This is a genomic window from Rhizobacter sp. AJA081-3 (assembly GCF_017795745.1).
Lineage (GTDB): Bacteria > Pseudomonadota > Gammaproteobacteria > Burkholderiales > Burkholderiaceae_C > Piscinibacter.
Genome location: NZ_CP059067.1, coordinates 1,289,461 through 1,302,820, shown reverse-complemented (window position 1 = coordinate 1,302,820; position 13,360 = coordinate 1,289,461). Strand labels below are relative to the sequence as shown.

The 13,360-nt window shown below is 68.5% G+C and carries 11 protein-coding genes; 2 read left to right on the top strand and 9 right to left on the bottom strand.

Annotated features, from left to right (window positions below; translation table 11 throughout):
- Positions 1–4: 4 nt before the first annotated feature.
- The 8 genes from asnB to HZ992_RS06310 form a co-directional block, all read right to left on the bottom strand.
- Positions 5–1,954, bottom strand: coding sequence for an asparagine synthase (glutamine-hydrolyzing) (gene asnB / locus HZ992_RS06345; RefSeq protein ID WP_209385826.1), 1,950 nt, complete (start codon positions 1,952–1,954; stop codon positions 5–7).
- Positions 1,955–1,962: 8 nt separating this feature from the next.
- Positions 1,963–3,009, bottom strand: a complete 1,047-nt coding sequence (locus tag HZ992_RS06340) for a GNAT family N-acetyltransferase (RefSeq protein ID WP_209385825.1) — start codon at positions 3,007–3,009, stop codon at positions 1,963–1,965.
- A 197-nt stretch (positions 3,010–3,206) separates the two neighbouring features.
- Positions 3,207–4,490 carry an O-antigen ligase family protein gene (locus HZ992_RS06335; protein WP_209385824.1) on the bottom strand — a complete coding sequence of 428 codons (1,284 nt, stop codon included), beginning with the start codon at positions 4,488–4,490 and terminating at the stop codon, positions 3,207–3,209.
- 30 nt (positions 4,491–4,520) lie between these two features.
- Positions 4,521–5,078 (bottom strand): polysaccharide deacetylase family protein, encoded by a 558-nt coding sequence (locus HZ992_RS06330; protein WP_209385823.1) that lies wholly within the window; start codon positions 5,076–5,078, stop codon positions 4,521–4,523.
- Between the two features lie 207 nt (positions 5,079–5,285).
- Complete coding sequence (locus tag HZ992_RS06325) at positions 5,286–6,482, bottom strand: glycosyltransferase (protein WP_209385822.1); 1,197 nt, start codon at positions 6,480–6,482, stop codon at positions 5,286–5,288.
- Positions 6,479–7,339 carry a class I SAM-dependent methyltransferase gene (locus tag HZ992_RS06320; RefSeq protein WP_209385821.1) on the bottom strand — a complete coding sequence of 287 codons (861 nt, stop codon included), beginning with the start codon at positions 7,337–7,339 and terminating at the stop codon, positions 6,479–6,481. The genes HZ992_RS06325 and HZ992_RS06320 overlap by 4 nt, the downstream gene beginning before the upstream one ends.
- 96 nt (positions 7,340–7,435) lie before the next feature.
- The gene (locus tag HZ992_RS06315) at positions 7,436–8,983 is read right to left on the bottom strand and encodes an oligosaccharide flippase family protein (RefSeq protein ID WP_209385820.1); all 1,548 of its coding nucleotides are present in this window, start codon (positions 8,981–8,983) and stop codon (positions 7,436–7,438) included.
- 134 nt (positions 8,984–9,117) lie between these two features.
- On the bottom strand, positions 9,118–10,137 hold the full coding sequence (locus HZ992_RS06310) for a polysaccharide deacetylase family protein (protein WP_209385819.1): 1,020 nt from the start codon (positions 10,135–10,137) through the stop codon (positions 9,118–9,120).
- Between HZ992_RS06310 and HZ992_RS06305 the strand changes: the two genes are divergently transcribed.
- A complete protein-coding gene (locus HZ992_RS06305) occupies positions 10,136–11,053 on the top strand; it encodes a glycosyltransferase family 2 protein (protein WP_209385818.1) in 918 nt (305 codons plus the stop codon). The genes HZ992_RS06310 and HZ992_RS06305 overlap by 2 nt on opposite strands.
- Positions 11,054–11,079: 26 nt before the next feature.
- Complete coding sequence (locus tag HZ992_RS06300; RefSeq protein WP_209385817.1) at positions 11,080–11,739, top strand: class I SAM-dependent methyltransferase; 660 nt, start codon at positions 11,080–11,082, stop codon at positions 11,737–11,739.
- Here the strand turns inward: HZ992_RS06300 and HZ992_RS06295 are convergent.
- The gene (locus HZ992_RS06295; protein WP_209385816.1) at positions 11,730–13,304 is read right to left on the bottom strand and encodes a YyaL domain-containing protein; all 1,575 of its coding nucleotides are present in this window, start codon (positions 13,302–13,304) and stop codon (positions 11,730–11,732) included. The genes HZ992_RS06300 and HZ992_RS06295 overlap by 10 nt on opposite strands.
- Positions 13,305–13,360 lie beyond the last annotated feature (56 nt).

Below are 13,360 nucleotides of genomic sequence, written 5' to 3'. Positions count from 1 at the left end.
TCGATCAGAGCGCCGTCAGCGGCCGCGGCCCGCCTGCCGGGGCGATGAACTGGTCGTGCAGCAGCATCGTCGACAGCACGCCGACGAAGGCCATGTTGTCGCCGAAGCCCAGCGCCTTGCCGGTGCGGCACTTCTCGGTCAGCTTGCCGACCGCGGTGGCGTCGAACACGCCGGCGTCCTCGATGCGCTTCTTGCTCAGCAGCTCGGCCACGTACTCCAGCGGCTGGCCGTCGACGAAGAAGCTGGAGCTGTCCGGCGAGCGGTAGGGCTGCTTGCTGCGATTGGTGATCGAGGCGGGCAGCTCGGCTGCCATCGCCTTCTTGAGAATGTACTTCTCGGTCAGCCCGCGCAGCTTGTACTGCGGCGGCAGCCGGTTGGCGAACTCGATGACGCGGTGGTCGAGGAAGGGAAAGCGCGCCTCGATCGAGGCTGCCATCGCCATGCGGTCACCCTGCGACGACAGAAGGTAGCCCGACATCAGCGTGTGTGCCTCGACGTACTGGTCGCGACCTTGCGGCAGCCAGCGGTCGATGCCCTCGGGCAGCGTGGCGCGCAGGGCAGCCTTCGGATCCCAGGCCATCGCGCGCTCGTGGAGCTCGGGCCGCAGGAACTGCAGCGCACGGCGCGTCGTCGTCATGCGCGGGATGTGCGCGAACCAGGGCTCGCGGATCTCGTCCAGCCCCTCGCTGAAGAAGCGCTGCGTGAATGCGCGGCCAGCCGCGGGCGAATGCTGCAGGTAGGGATAGAGCCGCTCGAGGATGCGGCCGCGCCACTTCGATTCCGGCTGGCGCGCCAGGAAGCGGCGCACCTTCGCTTCCTTGAAGAGGTCGTAGCCGCCGAACACCTCGTCGGCGCCCTCGCCCGTCAGCACCACCTTGTAGCCGGCGGCGCGCACGCTGCCCGCGAGCAGCATCATCGGCGTGGGCGCGGTGCGCACCAGCGCCGCTTCGGCATGCCACACGGCGCGCGGAAAGGCCGCGCCGATGTCGCCGCGCCTGCACATCTGTGCCGAATGCTCGGTGCCGAGGTGGCGCACCAGCTCGTTCTGGTGCGCGCTCTCGTCGAACTCCGGGTTCTCGAAAGTCAGCGAGAAGCTGCGCAGCGGCGTGTCGGTGTGGTTCTTGATGATCGTCGTGATGATCGACGAATCGAGGCCGCCGCTGAGGTAGGCGCCGACCGGCACGTCGGAGCGCAGTTGCAGCCGCACCGCGTCGATCAGCAGCGCGCGCAGTTCGTCGGCGCAGTCTTCCTCGCTGCGCGCCGAAGGCATCACATCCGGGAACGACCAGTCCCAGTAGCACTCGGTGCGCACGCCGCTCGCGTCGACGACCATGCGGTGGCCCGGCGGCAGGCAGTGCACGCCCTCGAAGATCGTCGAAGGCGGCAAGGCCGACCAGTAGCTGAAGGTCGAGGCCAGGCCGTCCAGGTCGAAGCGCCGCGGCACCTCGGGCAGCGCGAACAAGGCCTTCACCTCGGAGGCGAAGGCGAACCGGCCAGCGGCCTGCGTGTAGAACACCGGGCGGATGCCGGTGCGGTCGCGCGCCAGCACCAGACGCTGACGGCGCTTGTCCCACAGCGCGATGGCGAACTGCCCGTTCAGTTCGTCGACGAAGTCGTCACCGAGGTCTTCGTAGAGATGGACGATGACCTCGGTGTCGGACTTGGTGCGGAAACGATGGCCGCGCTTCTCGAGCGCCTCGCGCAGCTCGACGAAGTTGAAGATCTCGCCGTTGAAGACGACCCAGACGCTCTCGTCCTCGTTGGCGATCGGCTGCCAGCCGGTGGCCAGGTCGATGATCGACAGCCGTGCATGGGCCAGGCCGGTCGGGCCGTCGACGAAGGTCGAGCTGCCATCGGGCCCGCGATGGTGAAGCGCACCGATCATGGCGGCGAGTTCACCCTTGGCCGGTGGCGCCGCATTCCCGAAGCTGTAGAGACCCGCTATGCCGCACATGTCAGGGTTCAGTCCGCGTCGTTGTCGAAACTCGTGAGGTACCAGTGCTCGACCGCATCCAGCTCGGGCGGCCCGCCGGGCAACTTGAACAGCGGCGCTTCCTGCGGACGCAGCACCATGCCACTGGCCACAAGCGCGCTGGCGACCGGCTCGCGCCCGAAGAAGGTCACCGAGATGCTGGCCGCACCGGCGCGGCGAGCCAGGCGGGTGAAGGCCAGGATGAGGGGCGCCGTGAGCGCGTCGGGGTCGGTGCTGAAGAAGTCGCCGATCTCGGCGAAGTCGTCCTGCAAGCGCCAGACCACGTGGCCTTGCACCGCGCCGTCCTCGTCACGCGCGAGGCACACCTTCCAGTCGCCACGCTCGGGCGCACCGAAGCGCCAGCGGAGCATCGCCGCCGAACGATCCGACAGCAGAAGCAATGCAGGGCGCCGCGCCCAGATCTGATCGAGCGCAGCGTCGTTCCAGTCGGTGTCGCGGCACTCGAGGCGTTGGCGCAATCCAGCGGAGCGCAACGCATCGCGCAGACGAAGCCCGCCGTCGACCAACGGCGCGCACACTGCGGCCAGAGCCGGCGGCAGCCGCTGCGCGAGCTGCGCCCGGCTGCGCAACGGCTTGGCATAACGACGCACCATGCCGATGCGCTTCAGGCCGGCCCGTGCCACCACGGCCGCCGCCTTCCGGTTAGGCAGGCCATAGGTGAGGTCGAAGCGCTCGGCGCCGAGTTCGGACCCGCGGCGCATCAGCATCAACGCCGGCCCGAGCGAACGGTGCGCCTCGTCGACAGCGTAGTCGGCCAGGCCCGCCGCGCGCAGGCGACGGGTGCCGAAATGGAACAGGCGCGGGTGCAGCCCCTGTACGCCGCTGGGCCGATCGTCGCCCTGCGGATACAGGAGGATGGCCGTGCCGGTGCCGGCCGGGTTCTCTGCGTAACCCAGGCGCAGCTTTGCGGCCGCGCTGCGCGCGTCGTGGCCGACCAGGTTGGCGACCCACAGACCCTGAATGGCGGCAGCGGCCGTTGACAGATCGGCTTCTTCGATGTGGTAACTGATGGCCATCGACGTCGATTCGTCCACCTTGGAGCGACGCATACGGCAAGGCCGATGGCGCTGCGCAAGGTTCGCTCGGAGGAACGGGGTGATTGCAGGCCGTGCAGCCTGTGAGGGCATGCTAACACCCGGACTTGCGCCGACACCCCCCCTACACACGGCTCGCACGGGGCCCATTGCGGGCAAATTTCACTGCGCAGCCGAGCTCAGGTGAAGGACAGCAGCACCCGCGTCAGCAGCCACATGAAGAACACGCTGCCGATGCTCATCATGACCAGCTTGCCGGATCGCTCGGACCAGGTGATCGCCGCGAAGTCCGGGCGCTGCGCTCGGGCCATCTGATACACCGCCACGACGAGCGCGATGTGCAGGTAGAGGATGACCACGTAGCTGCGGCTGAGGAAAAAGGCCGACACCAGCCCTCCCACGTAGCCGTACAGGAGCGTTCGCGCCGCGCCGCGCAACTCTTCCCACTTCTGCACATCCTGCGGCGCCGCGTCCGCCGCCGCCGCGGTCTGCACCAGCCTTTGCAGCATGATCCAGGAGATGATGATGTTGGACAGCCAGAAGAAGTAGCCGATCATGCCGAGCTCGGCGAAGGCCAGCACGAAGGAGTTGTGCGCCGTCAAGCCGTGGTGGTCGGCGAAGAGGCCCTTGCCTACGCCGAACAATGGGCGCCAGATGAGCAGCTGCACGCCTTCGTACCAGGCCTCGATGCGCCCTTCGGCCGAATCCTCGTCGGCCGACATGTCGGCCATCCGGCTCGGCCCGAGCGCGATCAGCGGCGCGAACAGCATCGGCACCACGATGACGCTCTTCATCAGGCCGTAGCGCAGGATCCCGTACATGAACAGCATCGCGCCCATCGCCAGCACGCTGCCGCGCGAGTTGGTCAGGTACACCGCATAGGCCACGGCGCCCGCCGCAGCGTAGGACGCCATGCGCAGCAGGAAGCCGAGGTCGCGTGCCAGGTGCAGGATCATGGGCAGCACCATCACCAGCGCCATCGCGAGATCGTTCGGGTCGTTGAGGAAACCCAGGTAGGTGATGCGGGTCTGCTGGCTGAGCTCGGCCCCTGTCCAGCCGATGCCCTTGATGGACTGGTCGATGCCGTGCCAGGCGATCACCGTGATGCACACCGACAGCACGAAGAAGATCTGCCGCATTCGCTGCATCGAGTCGGTCGAGGTGGCCACCATGTAGAACAGCATGACGACCGGCGCGAACTCCGACAGCACGTTCAGCCCGCCCGTCAGCCAGCCGGAGAAGATGACCGACAGCGCCATCATCAGCATCAGCACCGGGATGATCCAGAACTGCGGCGCCTCGAAACGCTTGTCCTGCCGCACCAGCCAGAAGAAGAAGGCCAGCAGGAGCAGGATCGGCAGCACCGGCCAGCCCATGAACGCCGGCACGAACTCGTGCGGGCGGATGTACAGGACGCTCAGGTACGCCAGCAGGTAGAAATACGGCTGGGTCGGATTCAGCATGGCAGGGCCGCTGGCCGGGGCCGCGGCAGACTACAGCGGCGCGAAGCGCAAGCCGGAACCGGACCAGCGCGGCAACAGCCGCGACAGCGCGCCGAGCGCCGCACCGCCATCGTCGTGGAACAGGACGATGTCGCCGCCGCGCACCGTCAGCTTCTCGAGGCGCGCCGCCACCTGCTCGGCATCGAGCTGGTAGTCCATGCTGTCGATCGACCACAGCACGAGCGGCTGGCGCTTGACCACGCTGTTGACGATCGTCGTGACCGTCGCGCGGCCGTTGGGCGGGCGGAACATCTGGCGACGGCGCCCGTTGAATCGCGCCATCACGGCATCGGCTCGGGCGATGTCGGCGAGCTGATCGCGCGCCGACAGCTGGGGCAGGCGAGGATGCGTCATCGAATGGTTGCCGATCGCGTGCCCCTCGTCGACGATCTGCTGAACGATCTGAGGGTACTTCTCGACCTGGCTTCCGACCAGGAAGAAGGTCGCCTTCGCGCCATGCAAGCGCAGCAGTTCGAGCAGCGGGGGGGTGTGCTCAGGGTGCGGGCCGTCGTCGAAAGACAGGTAAAGCTTCGGTTCGCGGCGGGGCATGCTCACCCTGACCGTGTAGACGGTCAGGACGGCGACAACAGACCAGATCCAGTGCATCGGAGCGAGAGACATCAGGTGGAGTGCATTGCCGTACGGGTCGGAGGAGCCCGCTATGGAAAGGCAACGCTTTGGGGTTTACGCGAGTATGTCACCCGGAAATTGCAAGAGCGATCCCTCATGCGTGGGCACTTCGCCTTTCAGGGGCACTCAAGCGTGCCGCACTGCACGTTCGCGCAGCGCCTGACCCACGATCGCGAGGGTTTCGTCCACGCGGTGGTCCCAGCTCATGTCGCGCACCGAGGCCATGCGCGCGTCGCGGGCCGCGATGGAGTCGCCCCGCAGGGCGGCTTCGATGGCAGCGAGGAAGCCCTCGCGGTCTGGTGCGAGCCGCACGACCTCGGCGAACCGGTCGATCTCGGGCGTGGGCACCGACACCACGGGCTTGCCGGTCGCCAGGTACTCGCGCAGCTTCAGCGGGTTGGCGTTTCGCACCTGCTGGTTCTGCCGATAGGGAATGATCGCCACGTCGAAGGCCTTGGCCCAGCCCGGCAGGGTTTCGTAGGGCTGGGCCCCGGCCATCACCACGTTGGGCAGCCGCGCCAGCGCATCCACGTCCACCTTGGCATGGCCGACCAGAAGGAAGGTCCACTGGGGCCGCTGGAGCGCCAGCCATTCGATCAGTTCGGTGTCTGTCCAGGCAGCGAGCAGCCCGAAGTAGCCGATGACAGGCCTGGGCAGGCCGGCCGCCGCCGTCGGCACGACGGTGCGCTCGTCCTGGGCGCCGGCGAACATGGCCACGTCCACGCCGTGCGGCGAGAAGGTCGTGGTCGGGTTGAGGGCCTGCTTGGCCGCCACCAGCGCCGGAGGTGCCACGAAGACGCGGTCGGCCTCCCGTGTCAGCTTGGTGTCGCAGGACTGGATCAGCTGCACGTCCACGCCGGGGTGCGCGGCATAGTCGTCGATGCAGTAGTACACCGACAGCTCGTGCGCCACCGCATCGATCATGAAGGCCGGGTGCGGCACCACGAACCAGAGGATGGCGCGGCGGATGCCCGCGGCACGCATGGCCCGCCGCACGGCCCAGGCCCCGAACCAGCGGTTCAGCGTGGCCACGCCGGGCAATCGCCGCCACGGCAGTTGCGGCACGGTGCAATGCCACAGGCCCGGATCGACGTGGCGCGCACGCTGGAAGGTCTGCCCGAGCTTGCGCCACAAGCGCTTCAGATCGCGGCCGCTCGTCGTGGGGGCGCGCATGCCGGGCGAGTCCACGTACAGCAGCGTGGTGCGCCCGGCCAGGCGCCGCGCGATGTGGTGGCTGCTGGTGCGGTTCTCCGCGTTCCAGTCGTTGCCGAAGTAGACGATGCCCAGGCCGTCGCCGTGCAGATCCGGCGCTTCGGCGCTCATGTCGATGCCGCCGCAGCGGGCCGCGCCGCGAAGGTCACGGAAGTGCAGCACAACTGCTCGGGCGGATAGCGCCGGAACTCCGGCGCGATGGGGATCTGATCGAAGCGCGCCATCAGCTCGGAGCGCGGCACATGCATGTCGAGCAGCACGTCCATGCCGGCGGAGCGCGCCGCATCGACGAAGTCCACCGGCCGCAGGCGGTTCTGGTAGAGCAGGTCGTTGTTCCACTTGCGCCACTGGCGGTCTGTGAATCGCAGGTAGTGGACCTGGGTGATGGACCGGTCGAAGTAGGCGTAGTGGTCGCCGCAGTTGACGCTGTGCAGCGACAGGCCATCCGGCTGGAGCACGCGGCACGATTCGCGCATCATCGGCGCCAGCACCTCGGGCGTGACATGTTCGAGCACGCTGTTGGAGAACACGAGCGCGACCGACGCGTCCTTCAGTCCTGTCGTGGTGGCATCGGCCGGGGCGCGGTACTCCACGCCGGCGGCGCGCAGGATCGCATGGCCGTCGCCGGCAGCCACGAGGCCTTGCCAGCGACCGCGCACCGTGGCCTCGGCATCGCCGCAGGCCTGCGCGATGGCCGGCAGGTGCCGCTCGAGCTCGCGCAGCGCACCGGGCACGGCAGCCGGGTTCAGGTGGCGGTTCAGGTCGAAGGTATGGCAGCGGCGCGCTCCGGCCAGGGCGAAGCACAAGGGAAACACGGGAAGCCAGCCGGTGCCGATCTCGAGCAGGTCCCGTCCCTGCACCCGGAAACCGAGCCGATTCAGCACCTCGACCTGCACCAGCCAGTCGGCCTTGAACTTGATGTCGATGTGTGCGCTTTCGTCGCGGCGGCCACCAGCTGCGCGCTGCAAGGCGTCATTGAGAACGGTTCCCCCAGGCACCCGTGACAGCAGGCCCTGCAGCACTCCCTTGACTCGCCAATCCATTCGCTCACCTCCCTTGTGAACTCAGGCCGACTCGGCCATCGCGAAACGCTGCAAGGACAGCACCCGCGGCGAAAGCGCCCGGCCGACCTTGGGCAGGCGCCCGATGACGTTGGCAATCACCTCGTAGTCGCCCACCCGCCAAGTGCGAAGCAGCACGCTCAGGGTCAGGTAAACGGTCGTGAAGACCACCGCGCCGCCAATGAACGCCAGCTTCAGGTGCAACGACTCGGCCGTCAGGTAACCCAGCGCCGTGGCGATGGCGCCTGCAGCGAGCAGGCGCGCCATCGGCCCGAAGGGCAGCTTCACGTTGGTACGTCGGTGGGCGTACCACCAACTGATCGCCGTGTCGCACAGCTGCGTGATCGCGAAGCTGGCGATCGCCCCGGGCAGCCCGAAGCGCGGAATGAGCAGGAAACCGGCGATCAGGTTCACGATCAGCGCGCACAGGATGACCCGGATGCGGTCGATCTGCCGGTCGCTGGCGGTCAGCACGGCCGCCGCGGCGCCGTTGACCACGACGAAGCCCGCCACCACCAGGTGCCACATGAGCGCAGGAATCGCGCCTTCGTAGCGCTCGCCGTAGAGCAGATGCACGAGGCCCTCGGACACCGTCAGCCCGAGCCCGGCGATCGCCAGCCCGACGAACCAGTACATGCGGGTCGACTCGGCGAGCATCCGGCCCAGCGACTCGGCCCCGCCTTCACCAAAACGGCGCGCCATCGCGGGCAGCAACACGGCGGCCATGCCGCCGGCGAGGATCTCCACCGCGCCCTTGGTCAGCGCACCGGCAATGGCGAAGTAGCCGACCGTCTCTGCGTTGGTGTAGGCCTTGAGAAGCGTCATCTCGACCGCCTTGTTGGTGGCCACCACCAGCAGCATCATGATGCCGGTGAGCACGAGGTGCTTGCGCAGGCGCCGGTTCAGTTCGTCAGGGATCGAGCCGGCCACGGCACTCACCCCCATGCGCCGAAGCAGCAGGCGCACGAGGATGTTCGAGAACAGGCCCAGCACGGCGTAGGCCGCGAAGAACTGGGCGACGGTGGCACCCTTCCAAGCCAGCACCACCACCAGCACCAGGTTGGCGATGGCCGTCAGCGCCAGCGACGCGTTCTCGGGCACGAAGAGCTCGTAGCCCTTGCTGATCGCTCCGCGCATCCAGAAGCCGGCGCGCGACCACACTGCAACCACGGCGATGCCGAGGAACAGAGGCAACTGTTCGCTCCAGTCCGAGACCGGCCGGACGATCATCGCGATCACGAAGATGCCCAGCACCAGCCCGGAGCTGATCAGTTGCAGCCGCAGGAAACGCTGCACCAGCGCCTGGGCCACGTCTTCCCGGCCGGCACCACGCGCCTCGGCCAGGAACTTGATGGATGAGGTCGGCAGCGCGTTGTTGCCGGCCATGATCAATGCGCCGCACAGCCAGATGCCGAAAGCGTAGTGGCCGTAGTCGGTCGGGCCGAGCGTGCGCGCGATCAGCACGCCCGCCAGCAGGCCGACTGCCGACTCGACGTAGCTGGCCATCGCGACCAGCGCGACATTGCGCAGCAGCGCAATCTTTTCCTTCAAACGGCACTCCTTGCAGGGGGCCCAATGCTAGGGCAGCCGAGCGTCCTCAAGATGGGCGGATCGCACACCGGGTCACCGGCCGGTTGGACAGACGCCACACGCCCGCCCCGCGATCTAGGGGGATAAGGCAGGCTTCAGGCCAGCAAGCGGCGCGGCCGCCGGAACAGATACAGCGCCAGCAGATCGGGCCTGAAGCGGCCGGAAGCATCGGCCACCGCACCGGTCTCGAAGCCCAGCCGACCCAGCAACCAGCCCACCTTCGAGTCGGTGCTGTTGACCACCGGAACGCTGGTGAAGACGAGTTCGTAGCCAGCGCTGCGCGCCCGCTCGGCGATGGCCGGATCGAAACGCCCATGCGGAAACGACATCGTGACCGGCGCCGGCCGGTGCGGCATGCGGGCCGCCATCTCGGCACGCGCACCGCCGAGTTCGGCATCGAGATCCGGCGCCGAGGTCATCGGCGTGTGTGTCTTGCCATGCAGCCCGATGGCGATGCCGCCCTCGTCGAGCGTGCGCAGTTCGTCGGCGGTGATCATGTGGCGCAAGGGATCGGCCAGCGGTTCGGCGATCTCGGCGAGCAGCGCCTTTCGCTTCTCGGGCGCCAGTTGCTCGACCTGCGCGATCAGCAGTCGCAACGCGGCAGCACCCGTGTCGGACGGCTCGGGCGCCTGCACGCCATGGCGACGCAAGGCCTGCGCCAGCACCCGGCCATCCAGTCGCCCACGCCGCCAGGCACCGATGATGCGCTCCTGGTAGAAGGGTTCGTCGCGGCCGACCGCATCGGACACGACGAACATCAGGCCGGGCGCCTGCAGCGCGCGCATGCGGGGCAGGGCATGGTCGACATTGTCCGACCAGCCATCGTCGAACGTGACCAACAGCGCACGCGGTGGCAGCTCGTGTTCGCCGCGACGCGCGCGAACCACGTCATCCGCCGTCACCATGTTGTAATGCGCGGCGAAAAACTCGAGGCAACTCGTGAACAGGTCGGCACGCAGCGTGTAGTCGGGATCGCAGTGGGCCCAGCGTGCGTCGGTGGGCTCGAGCACGCGATGGAACATGATGACCGTCAACGTGCGGGCATTGCGGACCCGGTGGTAGAGACCGAGGGCACCGCTGGCGTAGAGCAGCTTCTTGAACAGATCGGAGAACATGGCACTCGACGTGGAAGTGTCGGTGATCATACCGACGTACAACCGGCGCGAGCTCGTGCAGCGGGCCATCGGCACGGTGCTCGCGCAGACGCGCGCGGTGCAGGAGATCCTGGTCGTCGACGACGGTTCGACCGACGGCACCGGCGACGCGCTCGCCGCGGCGTTCGGCGACCGCATCCGTTACGTCCGTCAGGCCAATGGCGGCGTCTCGTCGGCGCGCAATCACGGTCTGCGCCTGGCGCGCGGTCGCTACCTGGCGCTGCTGGACAGCGACGACGAATGGCTGCCCGAGAAGACGCAGCGGCAGATCGAATGGCTGCAGGCCCGGCCCGACTACGGCATGGCGCTTTGCGACGTCGTGCGCATGGACGCGGAGCATCGCGATGTCGAGCTGTTCCGCCGGCGCGAGTTGCTGCCCGAGGACGGCATGATCCTCAAGTGGGTGCTGGTGCAGCCGGCTCTGGTGCCCGCCTCCGTGATGATGCGACGCGAGGTGTTCGAGACGGTGGGCGGCTTCGACGAGACGCTGGCCACTGGCGAAGACCTGGACTTTCACCTGCGTGTCGCGGCGCGGTGGCCGATCGGCATCGTCGAGCAGCCGCTGGTGCGCGCGATGCGCGGCCACGATGGCCTGTCGAGCCTGGCGCGGACCTATGACGACTATGTCCGGGTGATCGAGCGCGCGGTGGCGCTTGCGGCGGGCAGCGTCTCCGAGGTCGACCGCCACCGTGCGCTGGCACGCGCCTATGCGCGCAACGCCCGCGGCATGGTCTACCTGCGGCGTTGGCAGGCAGCCTGGGAACTGGCGCGCAAAGCCTGGCGCCTCGAACCCGAAGCCGCGGCGCGACGCGAACTGCTCGGCCTGATGCCGCTGGCCGCGCGGCGCGTTGTCGCCGGGTTGCGCCACGGCCGTTGAGCGCCCAAGGACACCGAAGGAACGTCATGACCAAGAAGACCGTGCTCGACATCGTGGCGTCCGAAGGGGCGCCGGCCCGCCAACTCGTCTCGAAGCTGTGGCGGCGCTACGCGATGCGCGGCATCGGCGCCAACGACAACCACGCGGGGCTGGACAAGCTCTACGCACTGCCCGACCCCTGGGGCATGACCACCGGCCGCGAGCAGTCGCGCTTTGCGCAGACCAATGCGGTGATCGCCGCGCATGCAGGCCACGTCGGCACGCTGCTGGAGATCGGCAGCGGTGAAGGCCACCAGAGCGAACACCTGTCGAAGATGTGCGACCAGCTCTACGGCCTGGACGTCAGCGAACGCGCCGTGGATCGCGCCCGCGAGCGCCTGCCCCAGGCCCGCTTCGGCGTCGGCGAGATCACCGCCCTGCCCTGGGAGCCGCCACAGGGCGGCAAGTACGACCTGGTGGTCGCCTGCGAAGTGCTGTACTACCTGAGCGACATCGCCGGCGCCGTCGACGCCATGTCCAGGCTCGGCAACGCCTGCCTGGTGACCTTCTTCTGCCCGTCGGCCCGGCGCGTGGCCGAGCACTTGCAGGACATCCCTGGCCTGCAGCGCGGCTGGATCTACCACGATCCCTACGCCTGGCTGTGGGCCTACTGGCGCCCGCAGGGCGCCGAGCCGGCTCAGTCGTAGCCGAACCAGGCCAGGTCGTAGGTGGTGCCGTACCACCAGCCGGCTTTGCGCGTGGGCGACAGCCGGTAGCGAGGCACGCCCGCCGACGGGCGCACCCAGCGCGAGAAATTGGCATCGGCCGTCACGCGCAAGCGCGCGATCTGCGTATCGATCTCGCCGGTCGGTTGCCCGAGCCTCTGGCGCGCCCAGCGTCCACGCGCCAGCAGGCCCAGCACGTTGAAGGCGTGTTCCGCCTCGGCGCCTTCGTAGTTGCCCTTCAATCCCGACAGGTAGCGAGGTGACCAGTCGACGCCTTCCTGCTCGATCGCGCGTTCGGCCACGAACTGCGCGTAGTCGCCCAGAAGTTGCAGCGCGCGGCGATCGTCGCTGTGCAGGTGGTAGCGCCACAGCGCCTCCGTCATCAGCGCTGCCATCCACGGGCTCATCACCACATCGGGGAAACTGCCCTCCTCGTGCACTTCGGGCCGGTGCAGCAGCACACCGGCCATCTCCGCGGCGCCGGGATAGCCCGGCGGCGGCTGGCTCACGTCGGCGCGCATGCCCTCGACGATGCGCTGCACGCGGGTGCGGTGGACGGCGTCGCCCGTCGCCTCCCAGGCCGTCAAGGCGCCGCCGATCGCCACGCTCATGTGCCGCTCAGTCCACAGCCCGGTGGTCTTCTCGAAGGGCGGCAGCCGCGTGGGTACCGTGGCCACCAGGTCCGCCACGGCGCGAATGCGCTCGATCAGCCGCGCGTCGCCGGTCAGCAGGTAGGCCATGAACAGGCCGCCGGCATGCGCGTACTTCGCGTCGCCCGGCCGCTTGGCGAAAGAGCCGCGGCGGCCCTCGAGCGCGATGTGCGATGCATAGAACTGCGTGGCACGGTGGGCATGCCGGAGCCACTTCGCATCGCCGGTCTGCACGTAGGCGTTCCACAGCACGCTGGGGCGGTCGTACAGCCAGCCCTCGAACTCGTTGCCCCAGTGGATCAGGCCCTGGCCGTTCTCACCGGTTTCGAAGCGCGTCACGTCAGCGGCCACGTCGTTCACGTAGGTGCGCATGAATCCGATCTGCCAGTCGCGGCCGATGCCGGCCCGGATCGGCGCCACCGGCCCGCGCAGGTTGGACTGCATCAGCCACGCCGCCGGCAGCCCGACCCAGGCACGCGGCTCGCGCAGCGGTGCAGCCGTCGTGTCGATCGCATAGTTGTCCGTCTGCGGGTGCTCCAGCGGCGACGGCTCGGCTTGCGGCCCCCAGGTGCGCTCGGCCACGTTGGCCGGCGTGATGCCGGTACCCGCCCCAAGCGTGCGCACCTGACCCCAGCGCACCACGTACTGCGCCGTGGCTGCACGGGCGCAGTCGTGCGTAAAGGCAATCAGCACGGCACGGATGGACTTGCCATCGATCGCCGCGTCACTGAAGTGCCGCCAACGCGCCAGCTCGACGACATCCGCCGCCACCTCGCGGCCCTCCGGCGTCTCGAGCCTCAGCCTGGACGAGTCGGCCAGGAACCCGCGCGGCAGCGGCAGGCCGAATCCGATCGCCTGGGCGTCGCCGCTGCCCGCCGCGCATTGCACGGTCGCCACGACCGTTCCGGCAGCCTGCGGAGCCGCGTATGGCTCGGGTGACGCGACGGCCGCGG